This is a genomic window from Exiguobacterium sp. s50 (genome assembly GCF_018618175.1).
In the GTDB taxonomy this organism is placed as follows: domain Bacteria; phylum Bacillota; class Bacilli; order Exiguobacteriales; family Exiguobacteriaceae; genus Exiguobacterium; species Exiguobacterium chiriqhucha.
This window is the reverse complement of sequence record NZ_JACSLP010000013.1, coordinates 1-19976: the sequence shown is the minus strand read 5'-3', so window position 1 is coordinate 19976 and position 19976 is coordinate 1. Positions and strand designations below refer to the sequence as shown.

The 19976-nt window shown below is 51.5% G+C and carries 19 protein-coding genes and 2 tRNA genes; all 21 read left to right on the top strand.

All coding sequences use genetic code 11. The annotated features are described in order from the left end of the window. Window position 1: 1 nt before the first annotated feature. The 21 genes from yabN to lysS all read left to right on the top strand — a co-directional run bounded on the left by yabN (window position 2) and on the right by lysS (window position 19654). Window positions 2-1417, top strand: a complete 1416-nt coding sequence (yabN, locus tag KNP68_RS14070; protein WP_021065742.1) for a bifunctional methyltransferase/pyrophosphohydrolase YabN — start codon at window positions 2-4, stop codon at window positions 1415-1417. Then, the gene (locus tag KNP68_RS14065; RefSeq protein WP_021065741.1) at window positions 1414-1686 is read left to right on the top strand and encodes an RNA-binding S4 domain-containing protein; all 273 of its coding nucleotides are present in this window, start codon (window positions 1414-1416) and stop codon (window positions 1684-1686) included. Before yabN ends, KNP68_RS14065 begins: the two co-directional genes overlap by 4 nt. Window positions 1687-1731: 45 nt before the next feature. Next, complete coding sequence (locus tag KNP68_RS14060; protein ID WP_021065740.1) at window positions 1732-2106, top strand: FtsB family cell division protein; 375 nt, start codon at window positions 1732-1734, stop codon at window positions 2104-2106. 75 nt (window positions 2107-2181) lie between these two features. Next, window positions 2182-2721, top strand: coding sequence for a S1 domain-containing RNA-binding protein (locus KNP68_RS14055; protein WP_021065739.1), 540 nt, complete (start codon window positions 2182-2184; stop codon window positions 2719-2721). A gap of 209 nt (window positions 2722-2930) precedes the next feature. Continuing rightward, the gene (locus KNP68_RS14050) at window positions 2931-5333 is read left to right on the top strand and encodes a YhgE/Pip domain-containing protein (RefSeq protein ID WP_214799958.1); all 2403 of its coding nucleotides are present in this window, start codon (window positions 2931-2933) and stop codon (window positions 5331-5333) included. Window positions 5334-5475: 142 nt separating this feature from the next. Continuing rightward, a tRNA-Met gene (locus KNP68_RS14045) sits at window positions 5476-5552 on the top strand. Between the two features lie 9 nt (window positions 5553-5561). After that, window positions 5562-5633: transfer RNA gene (locus KNP68_RS14040), tRNA-Glu, on the top strand. A gap of 68 nt (window positions 5634-5701) precedes the next feature. Next, on the top strand, window positions 5702-6931 hold the full coding sequence (tilS, locus tag KNP68_RS14035) for a tRNA lysidine(34) synthetase TilS (RefSeq protein WP_214716314.1): 1230 nt from the start codon (window positions 5702-5704) through the stop codon (window positions 6929-6931). A 35-nt stretch (window positions 6932-6966) separates the two neighbouring features. Further along, window positions 6967-7512: a hypoxanthine phosphoribosyltransferase gene (gene hpt, locus KNP68_RS14030; protein ID WP_021068188.1), complete on the top strand. Its 546-nt coding sequence runs from the start codon at window positions 6967-6969 to the stop codon at window positions 7510-7512. Window positions 7513-7617: 105 nt separating this feature from the next. Then, window positions 7618-9645 (top strand): ATP-dependent zinc metalloprotease FtsH, encoded by a 2028-nt coding sequence (gene ftsH / locus KNP68_RS14025; protein ID WP_131472974.1) that lies wholly within the window; start codon window positions 7618-7620, stop codon window positions 9643-9645. Between the two features lie 94 nt (window positions 9646-9739). Next, entirely contained in the window at window positions 9740-10504 is a 765-nt protein-coding gene (locus tag KNP68_RS14020) for a type III pantothenate kinase (protein WP_214756917.1), read from the top strand. A gap of 20 nt (window positions 10505-10524) precedes the next feature. Beyond that, on the top strand, window positions 10525-11451 hold the full coding sequence (hslO, locus tag KNP68_RS14015; protein ID WP_285800929.1) for an Hsp33 family molecular chaperone HslO: 927 nt from the start codon (window positions 10525-10527) through the stop codon (window positions 11449-11451). Window positions 11452-11537: 86 nt separating this feature from the next. Next, entirely contained in the window at window positions 11538-12491 is a 954-nt protein-coding gene (gene cysK, locus KNP68_RS14010) for a cysteine synthase A (protein WP_021068192.1), read from the top strand. A gap of 94 nt (window positions 12492-12585) precedes the next feature. Next, window positions 12586-13965 carry an anthranilate synthase component I family protein gene (locus KNP68_RS14005; RefSeq protein WP_214716318.1) on the top strand — a complete coding sequence of 460 codons (1380 nt, stop codon included), beginning with the start codon at window positions 12586-12588 and terminating at the stop codon, window positions 13963-13965. Then, on the top strand, window positions 13962-14546 hold the full coding sequence (gene pabA / locus KNP68_RS14000) for an aminodeoxychorismate/anthranilate synthase component II (RefSeq protein WP_214716320.1): 585 nt from the start codon (window positions 13962-13964) through the stop codon (window positions 14544-14546). Before KNP68_RS14005 ends, pabA begins: the two co-directional genes overlap by 4 nt. Next, window positions 14530-15360: an aminotransferase class IV gene (locus tag KNP68_RS13995; RefSeq protein ID WP_214716322.1), complete on the top strand. Its 831-nt coding sequence runs from the start codon at window positions 14530-14532 to the stop codon at window positions 15358-15360. Before pabA ends, KNP68_RS13995 begins: the two co-directional genes overlap by 17 nt. Beyond that, window positions 15357-16142, top strand: a complete 786-nt coding sequence (gene folP / locus KNP68_RS13990; protein WP_021068196.1) for a dihydropteroate synthase — start codon at window positions 15357-15359, stop codon at window positions 16140-16142. Before KNP68_RS13995 ends, folP begins: the two co-directional genes overlap by 4 nt. Further along, window positions 16135-16500, top strand: a complete 366-nt coding sequence (gene folB / locus KNP68_RS13985) for a dihydroneopterin aldolase (RefSeq protein ID WP_021068197.1) — start codon at window positions 16135-16137, stop codon at window positions 16498-16500. The genes folP and folB overlap by 8 nt, the downstream gene beginning before the upstream one ends. Further along, window positions 16497-17000, top strand: coding sequence for a 2-amino-4-hydroxy-6-hydroxymethyldihydropteridine diphosphokinase (folK, locus tag KNP68_RS13980; protein ID WP_021068198.1), 504 nt, complete (start codon window positions 16497-16499; stop codon window positions 16998-17000). The genes folB and folK overlap by 4 nt, the downstream gene beginning before the upstream one ends. Window positions 17001-17079: 79 nt before the next feature. Further along, the gene (gene dusB / locus KNP68_RS13975) at window positions 17080-18018 is read left to right on the top strand and encodes a tRNA dihydrouridine synthase DusB (protein ID WP_051627769.1); all 939 of its coding nucleotides are present in this window, start codon (window positions 17080-17082) and stop codon (window positions 18016-18018) included. 145 nt (window positions 18019-18163) lie between these two features. Continuing rightward, window positions 18164-19654: a lysine--tRNA ligase gene (lysS, locus tag KNP68_RS13970; RefSeq protein ID WP_021068200.1), complete on the top strand. Its 1491-nt coding sequence runs from the start codon at window positions 18164-18166 to the stop codon at window positions 19652-19654. The last annotated feature ends 322 nt before the right edge of the window (window positions 19655-19976 follow it).

Genomic DNA, 19976 nt, shown 5'->3' with positions numbered 1-19976 from the left:
TATGAGTTACGGAATTACGGTCGTCGGCCTCGGGTCTGGCGAACTTGATCAACTACCGCTCGGTGTCTATCGTCATTTGAAGCAGCAACCGCTCGTTTGGTTGCGCACGAAAGAACACCCTGTCGTCAGCGAACTTGAGGCGGAAGGCGTGACGTTCGAATCGTTTGATGCGATTTACGAAGCGAGTGACACGTTCGAGGACGTCTACCGACAAATCGTTGAGACGTTGCTTGAAAAGAGTGAAGAGCTAGCCATCACCTATGCCGTACCGGGACATCCGTTCGTGGCGGAGCGGACGGTCGAGTTGCTCGTCGAACAAGGTGCGGACGTCACGTTCCTCGGCGGTCAGAGCTTTTTGGACGCCATGTTCCAAGCCCTCCGCATCGATCCAATCAACGGCTTCCAATTACTCGATGCGACGGCGCTCGATGTCGAACGGATTCAAGTGACTCAACACGTATTGATTGGTCAAGTGTATGACGGGTTCGTGGCCGGAGACGTGAAAGTCCAATTGATGGAACGATATCCGGATGAGCATATCGTCAAACTCGTGACAGCCGCTGGGACAAAACATGAGCGGGTCAGTGAAATCCCGCTCTATGAGATGGACCGCGTGGCAGAAGTCGACAACTTGACGACGCTCTATGTGCCGCCGTTGACGGACGAGACGCATTTGGCGCGCGAATTTTCGACGTTGAAGCACATCATTGCGACGCTCCGCGGTCCGGACGGCTGCCCGTGGGACCGGAAACAGACGCATGAGTCGCTCCGCAAATATTTGCTCGAAGAAGCGTATGAATTGATTGAAGCAATCGATACGGAAGACGATGATGCGATTGTCGAAGAGCTCGGTGATGTGTTGCTTCAAGTCATGCTCCACGCCCAAATCGGAGCGGACGAAGGCTATTTTGATATTCGAGACGTCATTGGCACCGTCAGTGAGAAGATGGTCCGCCGTCATCCTCATGTGTTTGGGGATGTGACGGTCGATGATGCCGATGAAGTGGTGACGAATTGGAATGCGATTAAACAAGTGGAAAAAGGGGAAAAGAGAAAATCGCAGCTAGATGGAGTTCTCATGACGCAACCTGGTTTGATGCGGGCCGAGCAATTGCAGAAGAAAGCTGCGCAAGTCGGTTTCGAATGGGACGATGTTCAAGGTGCGTTCGAGAAATTGGAAGAAGAACTCCACGAGTGGAGAAGTCAGCCTGAAGATGAACGAGAACTTGGGGATGTCCTCTTCTCAATCGTCAACGTGGCGCGCTATTTCAAGTTGAACGCCGAGCAGGCGCTCGAACGAACCAATCAAAAATTTAAGAGACGATTCGAATACATTGAAGCGAACGGCTCCCTCGAAGAGATGACGCTCGAAGAGATGGATCGGCTCTGGGATGAAGCGAAGGAGAAGGGATTATGAGACTAGACAAGTTTTTGAAAGTATCCCGCTTGATTAAGCGGCGTACGTTGGCGAAAGAAGTCGCCGACCAAGGCCGGATTCAATTGAACGGACAAGTAGCGAAAGCGAGCACCGACGTCAAAGTCGGTGACGAGTTACAAATTCGATTCGGGAACAAGCTCGTCACGGTCGTCATTGACTCGATTGCCGAGCATGCCCGCAAAGAGGATGCGAAAGAAATGTACCGCTTGCTCAAAGAAGAAAAGGTGAACAGTGGTACGGAAGCGTAAAAAAAAGGTATACTGAACGTAACAGGACAGGAGGAAGGTGATTCGATGAATGGACGTAACCCGATGGAACGCAAACAGCGGATTCGGGCTCTTGATGAACGGAGAGAACAGCTGGAAAAAGAACAGAACCGGCGACGTATCCATCTTCGACGCCGCCTGGCTGCGGCCTCACTTCTCTTTTTGTTAATGGTTGTCTTCATCGGTCAAAGTTACTTCTCGAAAGTCGGATATGTGTCCGAGCAAGAACGGAAACAAAATGAAGCGCAAGTCGAACTTCGGGAAACGAAGGACGAACAATCAGAACTGAAAGAGCAGGTCGAGCGTTTACAAGACGAAGAATACATCGCCAATCTAGCGCGCAACGAGCTGTTGTTCTCGAAAGATGGCGAGATTATTTTTTACTTCTCACCAGAGGAATAAGTGGGTTCGTTGACCGTTGACGAATCGACTCGTATAATTGTAGGGAATCAATCAAAAAAAGGAGTACATTATTTTATGTCAATTGAAGTAGGAAGCAAGGTACAAGGTAAGGTTACAGGGATTACGCATTTCGGAGCGTTCGTAGAACTTCCAAATGGCAAAACGGGTTTGGTGCACATCAGTGAAGTGGCAGATTCTTACGTCAAAGACATCAATGAAGTGCTAACGGTCGGTCAAGAAGTGACGGTCAAAATCTTGAACGTCGAAACAGATGGCAAAATCGGGTTGTCTATCAAAAAGGCCGTCGATCGCCCTGTCAGTGAACGTCCAGAGCGTCCAGCCGGCGAGCGTTTCTCTCGTGGCCCACGCCCGGGCGGCCCGGGTCAAGGCGGCCCACGCCCAGGTGGTCCAGGACAAGGTGGCCCACGCGGTGGCGGCGGTCCACGCGGTGGCGGTCCACGTGGTGGCGGCGGCGGACGTCGTGAAGTACGCCGTGAGCCAGAAACGTTCGATACGTTGATGAGCAAGTTCTTGAAAGACAGCGACGAGCGCTTGACGACGTTAAAACGTCAAACCGACTCAAAACGCGGTGGACGTGGAGCCAAGCGCGGGTAACCCTTCGTAAACCATCAGCTTCTACTCGTAACGATAGACGGTCTTCCTCAAGAAGACGACGAACCACAGACTTTTATAGTCTGTGGTTTTTTTGATTCTTTTTTTGTTATGAAAAATAACTAAAAAGGGTTGCATTTTTTCGGGGAAGCGAGCACAATAGGGAACATGAAAAAATAGTTATGTTTTATAAGTGAAAGGTGAGAATGAAGATGAATGGATGGAAACTGTGGTTGGCGGAATGGAGAAGCATCGGGAAGAATCCTCGGGTCTGGGTCCCGATTCTCGCGGTCGCACTCGTACCGCTCATGTATGCCGGGATGTTCTTATGGGCGTTTTGGGATCCGTATGGACAGATGAAAGACTTGCCGGTGGCGATCGTGAACGAAGACCAGGGAGCGACGTTCGACGGGGAGCAACTTGCCGTCGGGGACGAACTCGTTGAGAAGTTAAAGACGTCTGAGGCGTTCGAATTTATCGAGACGACGAAACAAGAAGCCGAGTCAGGGTTGAACGATCATGACTATTACATGGCGATTGAGATTCCGGCAAACTTCTCAGAAAAAGCGACGACGGCGCTCAGCGAAAAACCTGAGAAGCTTGAACTCAAATATATCGCCAATGAATCGTATAACTTTTTAGCGGCTCAAATCGGCGGTTCCGCGATGGAGCAAGTGAAAGGTGAACTGTCAACCGAAGTCGCGAAACAGTACGTCAGTGCGATGCGTGACGGGATTCAAGATGCCGCTGCTGGACTCGATGAAGCGGCGGCTGGGGCGGGAAAACTAGCAGATGGATCGCAGACGGCCGAACAGGGGGCGACCCAATTGGCCGACGGGACCGCATTGCTCGCTTCAAAACAACAAGAATTGGCTGACGGGGCGAGTCGGTTGAATGAAGGTGTGGCCCAACTCGAGACAGGGACGACGGAATTGGCGAAGGGAAGCCAGCAAGTTTATGCAGGTAGCGCCGCCTTATCAGACGGGGCACGTCAAGTGAATGACGGGGCGTCTGCCCTTCAAGACGGAACGAGCCAACTTGTCGAAGGGACAGACACGTTCGCCTCGAAGTTGGAGGAATTGCACAGCGGGACGGCTTCTCTCAATCAAGGCGTTCAACAACTCGCGGCCGGGATTCAGCGTTCGAAGGACGGCAGTGAGCAATTGAGTGCCGGTTCAAATGAATTGGCGGCCGCGATGACGGCGGCGAAAGAAGGGAATGCCGCCTTGATGGCAGGAGAGACGGAACTCGTGGCCGGAATCGGTCAGATGAAGACAGAAGTGTTGGCCAGTCAAGATCAGTTGATGGCCCAGCTGTCAGCACTCGCCGAGGCAGGGAAACCTGCTTCACCAGAGATGCTACAGGCGATTGTTGCCCAATTGGCGGAAGGTCAAACAGCGACAGCCGCTGGATTCGATGCACTGTCCGCGGGAGCGACGCGTGTGAAAGAAGGACAGGCCGCGCTCGGTGACGGATTGACGCAAGCAGAGGCTGGTGCCAATGAACTCGCTTCGGGACTGGTGACGTTACGTGACGGACAAGCCGAGCTCGCAAGCGGGGCACAGGCGTTGGCGGATGGGTCGACCCAAGTGGAACAAGGGGCGCAAACGGCAGCCGTGAGTTCGAAAGAGTTGGCTTCGGCAAGCAATCGCTTAAACGCCGGCGTCGGAGCGTTGAAAGACGGGACCGCCGAACTCGCGTCCGGCAGTACGCAGTTGACCGAGGCGACGGGCGCCTTGTCAGAGGGGAGTTCGAAACTCGCGGACGGGGCGAAGAGCGCCGGCGCGGGCACGAATACACTCGCGAACGGGGCTGTACGTTTGGCAGAGGGCGGTAAAGACCTCCAGTCAGGTAGCGACCAGCTCGCAGACGGAGTGTCCGAACTTGCGGCTGGTAACAGCAAGTTACGGGACGCGCTCGCCGATGGGGCCGAAGCGGCCGCAATCGACATCCGAGACGATAACGTCGACATGATGGCCGGACCGGTCACGGTCGTCAACGAATCGATTCACAAGGTCCCGAACTACGGAACGGGTTTTGCACCGTACTTCATGTCACTCGGACTATTCGTCGGGGCTCTCTTGCTCTCGATAGTCTATCCGCTGTACGATCCGGCTGGAAAACCGAAACGCAGCCTGTCATGGCTCGTCTCAAAATCAGGTGTGTTGCTCGTTATCGGATTTATTCAAGCGCTCGTCTTGGATGTGGCGATGGTCATGTTGCTCGGACTTGAAGTCGAGGCGCCGCTCCAGTTCTTCGGATTCAGTTGGCTCGTCAGCATCACGTTCCTCTTAATCGTGCAGCTACTCGTCACGACGCTCGGAAATCCGGGCCGTTTCGTAGCCATCGTCTTATTGATCCTTCAATTGACGACGTCGGCTGGAACGTTCCCGCTCGAACTGATTCCGAGCGCCCTCCAACCGTTTAACGCCTGGTTGCCGATGACATACACCGTATCGGGCTATAAAGAAATCTTGTCAGCGGACGGCTGGAGCTACCTGCAACAAGCAATCATCTATTTGGCGTTCGTCTCAACCGCTTGCTTCTTCCTGCTATGGGGATATTTCCGCATCGCTTGGAAGAAAAAATATCGGCTGACGACGTCAGAAGCGTGATGCACAACGAACTGAAAATCGTGTATAGTGGATAAGACGACACTATACACGATTTTTTTGTGAAAAAACTTTTAAAAAAGAATTGACACTGGCGTGGGTACTGGTTATTATAGAAAATGTGCTTAGGACACAACAATAACATGGCGGTGTAGCTCAGCTGGCTAGAGCGTACGGTTCATACCCGTGAGGTCGTGGGTTCGACTCCCTCCGCCGCTACCATTTTATTTAGGCCCGTTGGTCAAGCGGTTAAGACACCGCCCTTTCACGGCGGTAACACGGGTTCGAATCCCGTACGGGTCACTTACCTAAGCGAAAAGAAGCCATCTCACTCGAGATGGCTTCTTTTGTTATATCAAGGAGGCGGACGGATGACGAGAGTATTGGTTGCCGTGTCCGGTGGAATCGATTCGGTCGTCTTGTTGGATCGGGTCATTCGGAACGGTATGGAAGTGGGCGTGGCCCATGTCCATCATGGACTGCGTCCCGAGTCGGATGAAGAGTATGAATTTGTGCGACGTTTGGCCGACAAGTACGACGTGCCATTTCATGGCAAACGGCTCGCTTTCCCGAACGGCGGTTCGCAGGCGAGTTACCGGACGGCACGATATGCGTTCTTTGAACAGGTTATGCAGAAGTTCGGATATACACAACTGATGACGGCCCATCACGCGGATGACCAACTCGAGACCGTCCTCATTCAACTGCAGCGTAACGTCGTCGAAGTGACGGGGATTCCTGAGCGTCGTCCGTTCGCAGGAGGAGAACTCGTTCGTCCGCTCTTATCGGAACCGAAGCGGGAATTGATTGCCTATGCCAAACGATACGGACTTGAATGGCGAGAAGATGCGAGCAACGCCACGACCGAATATTTGCGCAATCAAGTGCGGCATCAGATCGTGCCCCAGCTCCTCGCGTCGCAACCGGATCTTGTTCAAGTTGTGAGCGAAACAGCTCGGCATCAACGCGAACTGTGGCGGACCCGCTACCGACAGATGGAGAATTGGATCCAGGACAACGTGCGGCTTGAGATGAAAGCGTTTCACGTGAAATCGGATAACTTGATGTGTCTAAATCCTGTCGAACGATACACCGTCGGGCGCCTGCTATCAATGCGCTACGGGGTAGAGGTGGGGACCGCGATCGACCGTCTGTTAACGAGTGCCCAAGGTTCTGGCCACTTCGACTTAGAGGGGCCATGGGGCCTGCGGAAACAAGACGGGTTCTTATCGTTACAGGCAACTGGTCAATCGCTCCTAGCCCCACACAAACAAGTGGTAACGACCTTCCCAGCACATGTAGTGTTCGGGACTTCGTTATTCTCACTAGACGTTGAGGATGATACGGACGGCATCCCGCTCGAGGCAATCGAGTTGCCGTTGATCATCCGCTCTGTTGAGGCTGGGGACGCGATGAAACTGTCCATCGGGACGAAAAAAGTCGCCCGCATCTTCATTGACGCGAAGATTCCGCGAGAAAAACGGCCTTTTGTCCCATTGGTAGTTGACGCAACGGGACGGATTATCGCTATAGTAGGGGTAAGAGTTTCCGATTTTCCGGATAAGTCGGGTGCGATGTGCCCACGATTAATGGTAAAATGATGATTGTGTCGGATAAGAAAGAGGAGGATTTTAAGATGTCATTAATGAACGATATGGAGAAAGTACTGATTTCAAGCGAAGAGATTCAAGGTAAAGTGAAAGAACTCGCTACAACACTTAGCGAAGAATATAAAGAAGAGTTTCCACTCCTCGTCTGCGTGTTAAAAGGTGCGATGCCATTCATGTCAGACCTAGTCAAAGAAATGGACATCCATTTAGAAATGGATTTCATGGACGTGTCGACGTACCATGGCGGAACGTCATCGACGGGTGAAGTTAAAATTGAGAAAGATTTAAATACATCTGTAGAAGGACGCGACATCTTGATTGTAGAAGATATCATTGATAGTGGACTCACGCTCGGCTATCTCGTCGACCTGCTCAAGTACCGCAAAGCCAAATCGGTTAAAATCGTGACGCTTCTCGATAAACCGACGGGCCGCAAGAACGGATTGTCGGCAGATTATAGCGGTTTCGTTATTCCGCACGAGTTTGTTGTCGGCTATGGTCTCGATTACGAAGAGAAATATCGTAACCTTCCGTACGTCGGTGTGCTCAAGCCGAGCATTTACGGGGGCTAACGTTTTTCTTTTGAAAATGCGTCGTGTTAAGATAAAAGAAATACCCAAAGTATACACATATACTGAATGGGCGAGAACATCGTTTCTCGGAATAGGAGGCAGAGAATGAATCGTGCAGTGAAAAACACCTTAGTTTTCGGTGTGATTTTCCTAGCCTTGATCTTGTTCCTTCAATATTTACAAAACCCGAATAGCCAGAGCGAGACGCTCACGTATTCGAAGTTCTTGGAATATGTGGAAGAAGGTCGGATTGAAACGGCAACCGTACAAGAAATTCCGGGAGCCATCTCAATTACAGGAGATCTAACAGGAGACGAAGATCAGCGTTTTGAAACGAATATCCCGGCCAACGAGGCCGAATACGCCGAAGTGCTCTCGTCACTTCGCGCGGATACCGACATCAAAATCGAAGAAGCAGAGTCGAGTGGTAGCTGGTTCAGCATCGTATTCGCGATCTTACCGTTCATCATCATCTTCATCTTATTCTTCTTCTTGCTCAACCAAGCCCAAGGTGGCGGTGGTGGTGGTCGTGTGATGAACTTCGGGAAATCGAAGGCGAAATTATACGATCAAGAGAAGCGTCGTGTGACGTTTGAAGACGTTGCCGGAGCAGATGAAGAGAAGCAAGAGCTCATCGAAGTCGTTGAATTCTTGAAAGACCCACGTAAGTTCTCGAAACTCGGGGCACGGATTCCGAAAGGTGTCTTGCTTGTCGGTCCTCCGGGAACAGGTAAAACATTGCTCGCTCGTGCAGCTGCAGGAGAAGCCGGTGTACCGTTCTTCTCAATTTCAGGTTCTGACTTCGTCGAAATGTTCGTCGGTGTCGGGGCGTCACGTGTACGTGACTTGTTCGAGAATGCGAAAAAGAACGCACCGTGTATCATCTTTATCGATGAAATCGATGCGGTCGGACGTCAACGTGGCGCTGGCCTCGGTGGTGGACATGACGAGCGTGAACAAACGCTTAACCAACTTCTTGTCGAGATGGATGGATTCAGTGACAACGAAGGGATCATCATGATTGCCGCGACGAACCGTCCGGATATTCTTGACCCGGCCCTTCTTCGCCCAGGTCGATTTGACCGTCAAATCACGGTTGATCGTCCGGATGTTAAAGGCCGTGAAGCAGTCCTCAAAGTTCACGCCCGCAACAAGCCACTTGATTCGACAGTCGACTTGAAGTCGATTGCGCAGCGGACACCTGGATTCTCAGGTGCTGACCTTGAAAACTTATTGAACGAAGCGGCGCTCGTCGCAGCCCGGTCTGACCGTTCAGCGGTATCAGTCGTGGATGTCGAGGAAGCGATTGACCGCGTCATCGCCGGTCCTTCTAAGAAGAGCCGTGTCATCTCGGAGAAAGAACGACAAATCGTCGCCTATCATGAAGCGGGTCATACGATTATCGGGATTGAACTTGAGAATGCAGATGAAGTGCATAAAGTGACGATCGTTCCTCGCGGTAACGCAGGCGGCTATGTCGTCATGCTTCCAAAAGAAGATCGCTACTTCATGACGAAACCTGAGCTTGAAGATAAAATCGTCGGTCTCCTCGGGGGCCGCGTGGCGGAAGACGTCATCTTCGGTGAAGTGTCAACAGGAGCAAGCAATGATTTCCAACGTGCGACTGGTATCGCCCGGAAGATGGTCATGGATTACGGGATGAGCGACAAGCTCGGGCCGCTCCAACTTGGGTCAAACCATGGTGGACAAGTCTTCCTTGGCCGTGACTTCCAAACGGAACAGAACTACTCGGATGCGATTGCACAAGACATCGACCTCGAGATTCGTGATATCATCAACCGTTGTTACGCGAAAGCGAAACAAATCTTGACGGATCGTAGAGACGATCTCGAACTCGTCGCGAAGACGTTGCTCGAAGTCGAGACGCTCGATTCGAAACAGATTCGTCACTTGATTAAGACGCGCGAATATCTTCCGCACGAACCGGAAGAGCCGTCTGAACCATCGAAAGATGATGCAAGCGACGAAGCGAAGAAAGATGAGGCGGCCGTCAAGCACGGACAAGTCATCGATCAGCCTGGAGTCGTTCAAGAAGCGAAGCCGGATGTTGTCCCTGAAGGCGATAAGCCGGAAGCGACACCGACGGAACGCCCGAACAACGAATCACGGTAAGTGTAAGAGACGAATGCCCTAAACAAGGCATTCGTCTTTTTTCGTGTTATAATTCGAGCGAACTGTAATTGACAACAAAGTGAGGAACGCTATCATGATTTTAGTGATTGATGTTGGGAATACAAATATTGTCCTTGGGATGTATGACGGCGAGACACTCGTCCATCATTGGCGCATCTCGACAGACCGCACGAAAACGACCGATGAATACGGCATGCTCGTGAAATCACTGTTCGATCATTCGAACGTCTCATTCGATCAGATTGACGGTGTGATTCTGTCTTCGGTCGTTCCACCGGTCATCTTTCCGCTCGAGCAGATGTCGCAGCGTTACTTTAACGTCCGACCGATTGTCGTCGGTCCCGGCGTGAAAACCGGTCTCGACATTCATGTTGATAATCCGCGTGAAGTCGGAGCGGACCGCATCGTCAACGCGGTCGCTGGAATCGCCAAGTATGATGGACCGCTCATCATCGTCGATTTCGGAACGGCGACGACGTACTGCTATATTGATGAGAACCGCCGTTATCACGGAGGCGTCATTTCACCGGGGATCATGATTTCGGTCGAGGCGCTCTATCAACGGGCGGCCAAGCTGCCGCGCATCGAGCTCGCGACACCGCCTACGGTCGTTGGGAAAAATACAATTCAAGCGATGCAGTCCGGGACGTATTACGGCTATGTCGCACAAGTCGATGGCATTGTCGGTCGTATGAAACGTGAAGTCGGAGAAGCGACCGTGATTGCCACGGGCGGTCTCGCGCGTTTGATTAGCGAGCATGCAGAGACGATTGATGTCGTCGATTCATTTTTGACGCTCGATGGGCTTCGTCTCATCTATGAGCGCAACCAGAAATAAACTTAAAGGAGTTACTCGATATGATTCAACCAGAACAACAAGCATTACTTGACCAAATGAAAGCCGATTACCTCGTCCGTGCCCTCGGGTTCAACGGGGAAGTCCGCGCGTTTGCCGTCCGGACGACAAAAACAATCTTTGAAACGCAACTCCGTCACCAGACGACACCGGTCGCTTCAGCAGCGCTCGGTCGCACGATGACGATCGGGACGATGATCGGTGCGATGCAAAAAGGCGCCGCTCGCGTGACGCTCAAAGTCGAAGGCGATGGACCGATTGGGAAAATCATCGTCGATGCCGATGCGGCGGGAGACGTGCGCGGTTACGTGTCACATCCTCGTGTCGAAGGCGGCACGTTTGTGAATGATCACGGTTTGACAAAGTTGAAAGTCGGTGAAGCCGTCGGACGCGGGACGATCTCGGTCATTAAAGACCTCGGTTTGAAAGACTTTGTCGGCGGCTCGTCTGAGATTCAAACGGGTGAGATTAGCGAAGACTTCACGTACTACTTTGCGACGTCAGAACAAGTACCGTCAGTCGTCGGTGCGGGTGTGCTCGTCCTTCCAGAAGATGAATCGATTCTTGCGGCCGGTGGCATTATCGTTCAATTGATGCCGGATGCGTCAGAAGAGACGATTCAAGCGCTTGAACAGGCGCTCAAGACGTTCCCGCCAGTGTCGGTCCTCATCGGTGAAGAGAAAACACCGGAAGAAATGCTCCATATGCTCCTTGGCGACAGCCTCGAAGTGTTGGATCAAAAACCGGTTCAATTTAATTGCACATGTGGCCGCGACCGTATGGAAAGCGCGATTATCGGGCTCGGTGCCGAAGAGATTCGTCACATGATTGAAGAGGATGGCGGCGCTGAAGCGGTTTGTCACTTCTGCGGCGAGAAATACCACTTCTCGGCGGAACAATTAGAAACGATGAAACAACAAGCACGTTGACCGCTTTACTCCAAATTGCATATTTTGAATCTGATAGGGTATGATTACAATATCGGAATAGTCGGAATTATGGAGGAGGAAATGAAATGCGTATCGTAGATTCAGTAACAGACTTGATTGGAAAGACACCGATTGTGAAGTTGAATGGATTGACTGGCGCTGAAGATGCCACGGTTTACTTGAAATTGGAGTATATGAACCCGGGCTCTAGCGTAAAAGACCGGATTGCGCTCGCTATGATTGAAGCGGCTGAACGAGAAGGGGTCTTGAAACCAGGAGATACGATTATCGAACCGACCAGTGGGAACACGGGAATCGGTCTCGCCATGGTCAGTGCGGCCAAAGGCTATAAAGCGATTTTGGTCATGCCGGAAACGATGAGCATGGAACGTCGCAATTTGCTTCGTGGCTACGGTGCCGAACTCATTTTGACGCCGGGTCCTGAAGGGATGGGCGGAGCGATTCGCCGTGCGACGGAAGAGGCTGAACAAAACGGTTATTTCCTCCCGCAGCAGTTTAACAATGAAGCTAACCCGAACGTGCACGAGATGACGACAGGACCTGAAATCGTCGACGCGTTCGATGCGTCAGGCCTTCAAGTCGATGCGTTCATCGCCGGCGTCGGGACAGGTGGAACAATCACGGGAGCGGGTAAAGTGTTGAAAGCCCACTATCCGAACGTTCAAATCCTAGCGGTCGAACCGGTCGATTCACCGGTCTTGTCGGGTGGTAAACCAGGCCCGCATAAAATCCAAGGGATCGGGGCCGGGTTCATCCCGTCGATTCTAGATACGGAGATTTATGAAGGTGTCCTTCAAATCACGACCGATCAGGCGTTCGAATACGCACGTCTTGCGGCCAAAACGAACGGCGTGCTCGGAGGCATCTCATCTGGGGCGGCGATCGCAGCGGCTGTCGATACGGCGAAACGTCTCGGCAAAGGGAAAAACGTGCTGGCAATCATCCCGTCAAACGGAGAACGCTACCTCAGCACACCGCTCTATCAATTCGATGAAGAATCAGATAGCGTACGCTCGTAAACAAACGGCAGTTACCGGGAGACAACTTCTTTCGGTAACTGCCTTTTCTTGTGTACAATTAAAGGCATGAATCAGTGGAACGGGGGAATGTGGCGTGAGACAAACAGCGTTCAAAACCATGAGTATGACAAAAGAGAAGATGTACGACACATATATGACATTGACGGAAGGGAAGAAGCATTATGCGTGGTTAGAGAGCGGACGCGTCGGCCGCTATACAATGGCCGGGATTGAACCGTTCGCTACGCTTCACGTGAAAGATGGGGTCGGAACGTTCGAGACATCAGAGGCGACGGAAACACTTTACGGTGACCCGCTCGACATCGTCGAAACAATCCGGACCCGGTACGCCACCGAGCGGCCAGCTGGCGCTCCCCCGTTTTTTGGCGGGATGATCGGTTATGTGAGCTATGATGTAGCCCGTACCCTCGAACGTTTACCACGGCAAGCGGCAGACGATTTGGCAACACCGGACGTCTCGTTCTTGCTGTTCGATGAAGTAGCGGTCTTCGATGAAGAAGAATCACTTTTATATATGCTCGTTACGACGGACAATCAGTTAGAAGTGAAACTCGATCGCTTTGTCGCCCTCTGGCACACCGAGACGCACTATTCGTTCCCACAGGTCGCGAGCGGAACGCTCGAACGTTCACGTTCATTGTCACAAGAGAATTTCGTGACGGCGGTGCAAAAGATTCAAGACTACATCGTCGAGGGCGATGTGTTCCAAGTGAACTTGAGCGTCCGGCAGTCGGAACCGCTACTCGCACACCCGCGTCACATCTACGACACGCTCCGGAAAGTGAACCCTTCACCGTATATGGGTTATTTCGTTGACGATTCGCTCACGATGGTGTCGGCTTCGCCGGAACTGTTGCTCGAGAAACATGGCGCCGCCATCTCGACCCGCCCGATTGCTGGGACGAGACCACGAGGACGAGATGAGGCGGAAGATCTGGAAATGGCTCGGACGCTGCTCGACAATGAGAAAGAGCGGGCCGAACACGTCATGCTCGTCGACCTTGAACGAAACGACTTGGGCAAAGTCGCGGCTTACGGGACAGTGCATGTCGATGAGCTGATGGTCATCGAGAAGTACTCGCACGTCCAACATATCGTCTCGAACGTGCGCGGTTTGATGCGGGACGGCGTATCGGGAGCCGAAGCACTCGGTGCGATGTTCCCGGGCGGCACCATCACCGGGGCACCGAAAATCCGGACGATGGAAATCATCGAAGAACTCGAACCGGTCCGACGCGGGATTTATACCGGCTCATACGGCTGGCTTAGTTGGGATGATGACCTCGTGTTCAACATCACGATTCGGACGATGGTCGTCAAGGACGGAATCGCCCATGTTCAGGCTGGTGCCGGGATTGTGATTGATTCGGATCCTGAAGCGGAGTACGCTGAATCACTTTCCAAGGCGAAAGCGCTATGGACGGCGAAAGAAAGGACGGAGACGACGGTATGATTTTACTCATCGATAACTATGACTCGTTCACATACAATTTAGTTCAATACTTTGGGGAGCTCGGTGAACAACTCGTCGTCCGTCGTAACGATGACATCACAATCGAGGAAATTGAAGTGCTCGCCCCAAGTTATCTCGTCATTTCGCCTGGTCCGTGCACACCGAGTGAGGCGGGTATCAGCATCGATGCGATTCAGGCGTTTGCCGGTCGCATCCCAATTCTTGGCGTCTGTCTCGGACATCAAGCGATTGCTCAAGCGTTCGGCGGAAAAGTCGTCCATGCCGAGCGGCTCATGCATGGTAAGACGTCAGCGATTCAACATGACGGAAACACGCTGTTTAACGGCATCCCGCAACAGACAATCGTGACACGCTACCATTCGCTCGCGGTCGAACGAGATACCTTACCGTCGTGCTTGAAAGTCACGGCCGAGACGGGCCTAGGAGAGATTATGGCACTCCGGCATGAAACGTTACCGATTGAAGGGGTGCAGTTTCATCCGGAAGCGATTTTGACAGAACACGGCAAAGACATGATTCGTAATTTCGTCGAGGTGTATCGTCATGTGGCTTTGGCATAACGGCGAACTTCGGGGCCGCTCTGAAGTAACGATTCCGGTGGAAGATCACGGATTTTTATATGGGATGGGCCTATTCGAGACGTTTCGAACGTTCAATGGCATCCCGTTCTTGTTTGATCTTCACTGGGAACGTCTCGAAAAGAGCTTAGCGGAACTATGGATTGATTTACCGTATACGAAACAAGAGATGGAGCAGGCGATTCAAGACGTCGTTCGTCAAAACGGGACCCCGAACCTGTATGTGCGCTTGAACGTATCCGCGGGGGTGGCGCCACTTGGACTCTACGACGGACGCTACACTCGTCCGAACGTGACACTGCTCGTCAAGCCGTTACCGGAATCGTTCCAGCCCACGGAAAAACGGCTGGAAGCCATCCCGTTTCCGAGAAGTCGGCCCGAAGCAGCATTCCGCTTAAAATCCCATCATTATATGAACAATATATTAGGGAAGCGCATGCTCGTTGATCGGGAGGCGGAAGGACTGTTCGCCGATGACTCAGGACATGTCGTAGAAGGGCTTGTCTCGAATATCTTCTGGGTCGAAGCTGACCAACTTTGGACGACGCCGCTCGCGACGGGACCTCTGGCTGGGGTCACGCGACGTTGGGTGATGGATACGTTTGATGTGAAGGAACGTGATGTGACGTTTGCTGAACTTACACAGGCAGACGAGATTTGGTTGACCAATTCGGTTCAACAGATTGCTCCGGTCACAGACTATGCCGGGAACAGTTATCCAGGAAAAGACGGGGCAAAATTTAAAGCATGTTGGTCTGTCTTGTTGCATGCGATTGAGAGGGAAGAAACGCGATGACAAAAATCATGGGAATTTTAAATGTGACACCGGATTCGTTTTCGGACGGAGGACGGTATACGGCGCTCGAACAGGCGGTCGCTCACGCCAAGCAACTCGTTCAAGACGGAGCGGACGCGATTGATATCGGCGGGGAATCGACACGGCCGGGAGCCCGGTTCGTCTCGGCGGAAGAAGAAATCGAGCGAGTCGTTCCTGTCATTCGTCAACTGAAGCAAGAGCTCGACGTGCTCATCTCGATCGATACGTACAAACCGGTGGTGGCAAAGGCAGCATTAGAAGCCGGGGCCGATATCATCAATGACGTCTGGGGCTCGAAGTGGGGCGATCAATCGATGGCACAAGTGGCACGGGCGTTTAACGTTCCCATCATCTTGATGCACAATCGCGACAATCGAAATTATGGCCATTTCATTGAGGAGGTCGTCGGTGACTTGTATGAATCGATTGAAATCGCTCAAGCGGCAGGTGTGCCGGATGAGATGATTTGGTTAGACCCGGGAATCGGCTTTGCGAAAGACTATGCGCAAAACATGGAGTTGATGAATCGACTCGACGTGATCACGAACCTCGGTTATCCGGTGTTACTCGGAACGTCGCGGAAATCATTTATCGGGCAAGCGCTTGATTTACCGACCGAAGAACGACTGGAAGGGACACTGGCGACGACGTGTCTAGGCATCATGAAAGGCTGTGCGTGGATTCGGGTCCATGACGTACGAGAGAATAAACGAGCGTCACTCATGATGGACGCGATGCTGGGAGGCGGACAAATTGGATAAGATGTTTGTGAATGGGATGCGTTTTTACGGCTATCACGGTGTGTTTGCAGAAGAGAATCGACTCGGTCAACGGTTTAACATCGATTTGATGTGTGAGTTGGATTTGGCGCCGGCTGGACAATCGGATGATTTATCAGACGGGGTCAGCTACGCCGGTCTCTATCAATTGACGGAAGACATCGTCACCGGGGAGCCAGTCAATCTACTTGAGGCGCTAGGCGAGCGCATTACGACGGCTGTTTTGGCCCACAGCGACAAGATTCAAAGCGTCACCGTCAAAGTGATCAAGCCGGACCCGCCCATCCCGGGTCATTATGACTCAGTCGCAATTGAGATGACACGGAGACGGAACGTATGATGTACGTAGCGCTGGGCTCGAACATTGGGGAGCGTGCCAACTATCTGGCAGAAGCGATTCAAGCGATGGCGGTAAACGGTCTTCAGGTGACGAAAGAGTCATCCGTATATGAGACGGCACCGGTCGGATACACAGATCAGCCATCCTTCTATAATATGGTCGTCGAAGTCGAGCCGTCGCTTTCTGCGGAAGCAGCCTTGCTTCAACTCCAACAGATTGAACGGGACCTAGGGAGAGAACGACTATTCAAGAATGGACCGCGTACAATCGACCTTGACATCTTGGTCTATAACAGCGAAGATATACAATCGAAGCAGTTAACTGTTCCGCATCCACGGATGCATGAACGCGCTTTTGTCCTTGCCCCGTTCGCGGAGATTGCTCCGGCGGTCGAGGTAAAGGGAATGACGGTGCGGGCGTTGCTAGAAGCCCTTCCTGCGTCGGAACGACAAGATGTCGTCCGTCTCGGGCCGTTACAATCATTAGTCAGCTCGGTTTAACGTTAGCAAAGGAAGTGGAGAAGTGTCAGGGTTCAAAATTGGTAACATCGATATAAAGAACCGCGCCGTCCTTGCCCCGATGGCCGGAGTGACAAACCCTGCGTTTCGTTTGATCGCTAAAGAATTTGGCGCGGGACTCGTCTGTGCTGAAATGGTCAGCGATAAAGGGATTTTATTGGAGAACGCAAGAACGCTCCGGATGCTGTACGTCGATGAACGGGAAAAGCCACTCAGCCTTCAAATTTTCGGCGGTTCGAAAGATACACTCGTCAGAGCGGCCCAGTACGTAGATCAAAACACGAATGCGGACATCATCGATATCAATATGGGTTGCCCGGTCCCAAAAGTCACGAAGTGTGAGGCGGGTGCCAAATGGTTGCTTGACCCGGACAAAGTTTACGAGATGGTGAACGCCGTCTCGAATGCGGTGGATAAGCCGGTCACGGTCAAAATGCGCCTCGGTTGGGACGAAGACCATATTTATATTCTCGACAATGTTCGGGCGGCTCAATCCGGAGGAGCGGCGGCGATTGCGATTCATGGTCGTACGCGGTCTCAACAATATGAAGGAACCGCAAACTGGGATTGGATTGGCGAAGCCAAGAAGATTGCGACGGTTCCGATTATCGGTAACGGCGATATCTCGACACCTCAAGAAGCAAAACATGCGATTGATCACTATGGTGTCGATGCCGTCATGATCGGGCGGGCAGCGCTTGGTAACCCATGGATGCTGTATCAAACGGTGCAGTATTTGGAGACGGGTGATCTTCCGCCAGAACCAGCGGCGCGTGAAAAAATCGACATCTGTATGTTGCACCTCGATCGCTTGATTGCCATCAAAGGAGAAGTGACGGCCGTTCGCGAGATGCGTCAACATGCGGCGTGGTACTTGAAAGGGTTGAAAGGCAGCGGCCCGGTTCGGAAGCAAATCAACGAAACGGAATCGCGAGATGCTTTTGGCATCGTGTTGTATCATTTTGTGGAACAGCTCGAGCGACAAATGCAAGAAGTGTGAACTAGTGAAAAAAATTGATTTGTGGTAAGCTTGTTTGGCGAAAAAGTGAACCACACAAGCAAACGGTTTAGGCTGTGCTGTTGGCCGTGAGGCTGACAGTTTTTTATTAGACATCCCCAATACGTATAGAGGAGTGAATGGAGTAGTGAGTCACGAGTTGGAAATGAATGACCAAATGCAGGTTCGGTTTGAAAAAATGACCGAGATGCGTGAACAAGGGCTTGACCCGTTCGGACGTCGGTTCGAACGTTCTGCCCACGCCGGTGAATTACATGAACAATATGAGGCAATTGAAAAAGAAGCCTTGGCCGAACAAGACGTCGAAGTGACGCTTGCCGGACGAATCATGACGAAACGTGGAAAAGGGAAAGTCTTCTTTGCCCACATCCAAGACGTCACAGGACAAATCCAAATCTACGTGCGTAAAAATGACGTAGGTGACGAACCGTTCGATTTATTCAAATCATCTGACCTTGGTGACATCGTCGGGGTGAAAGGGAAGCTGTTCAAGACGAACGTCGGCGAATTGTCGATTCATGTTGAAGAGTTCGAACTCTTAACAAAAGCACTTCGTCCGCTTCCTGATAAATATCATGGCTTAAAAGATGTTGAGCAACGCTATCGTCAACGTTATTTGGATTTAATTACGAATAACGATTCGCGTCAAACGTTTATTCTGCGTAGCCGGATCATCTCGGAAATTCGGAATTTCTTGAACCATCGCGGTTACTTGGAAGTCGAAACACCGATGTTGCATACAATCGCAGGTGGAGCGGCGGCCCGTCCGTTCTTGACGCACCATAATGCACTTGATATGGAATTATATATGCGGATCGCCATCGAGCTTCATTTGAAGCGCTTGATTGTCGGTGGTCTCGAGCGCGTGTATGAGATTGGCCGTGTCTTCCGTAATGAAGGGATCTCAACACGTCATAACCCAGAGTTCACGATGATTGAATTGTATGAAGCGTATGCGGACTATAATGACATCATGGATTTGACAGAAGAACTCGTAGCTCACGTAGCCCAAGAAGTTCTTGGCACGACGGACGTTCAATATGGAGAAGATACGATTCATTTGGCTGTCGGTTGGAAACGTGCGCACATGGTCGACTTGGTTAAAGAAGAAACAGGCGTCGATTTCTGGCAACAGATGTCTGATGAAGATGCACGTGCGCTTGCAAAAGAGCACGGTGTCGAGATTCAAGACCATATGACATTCGGTCACATCGTCAATGAATTCTTTGAGCAGAAAGTCGAAGAAACATTGTTACAACCGACGTTTGTCACCGGTCACCCTGTCGAAGTATCGCCATTGGCGAAAAAGAACGATACAGATCCACGCTTCACGGATCGATTTGAATTGTTCATCGTTCGTCGTGAACATGCTAACGCCTTCACGGAATTGAATGATCCGATTGATCAGCGTGAGCGTTTCGAAGCTCAACTTCTTGAGAAAGAAGCAGGGAATGACGAAGCCCATGAATTGGATAACGATTTCCTTGAGGCACTCGAATACGGAATGCCGCCAACGGGCGGTCTTGGAATCGGAATCGATCGCCTCGTCATGTTGTTGACGAATGCACCATCGATTCGTGATGTTCTATTGTTCCCGACGATGAGACACCAACAGTAAAGAATCGTTTTAACCTCTCGCTCTTACGGGCGAGAGGTTTTTCTATGGAGAATGTTGCCGGTGTAAAGAGGCTAAAAACTTTTTCAGAAAAACTTTTGCAAAAAGTCTTGCGTTCTATTTAGGGATGCGGTAAAGTAATAAACGTTGCCGCTGATGGCAGCGGAAAAGAATAAAAAAAGTGGTTGACAACTGTGTCGATGACTTGTATTATTTTAAGAGTCGCCAATGAGCGACAGACGAACTTTGAAAACTGAACGATGAGGCAAAAAAAGTTTTACAATTTTTGAATGAAGCGCAAGCTTCGTCATTTTTAAAGAGCTAT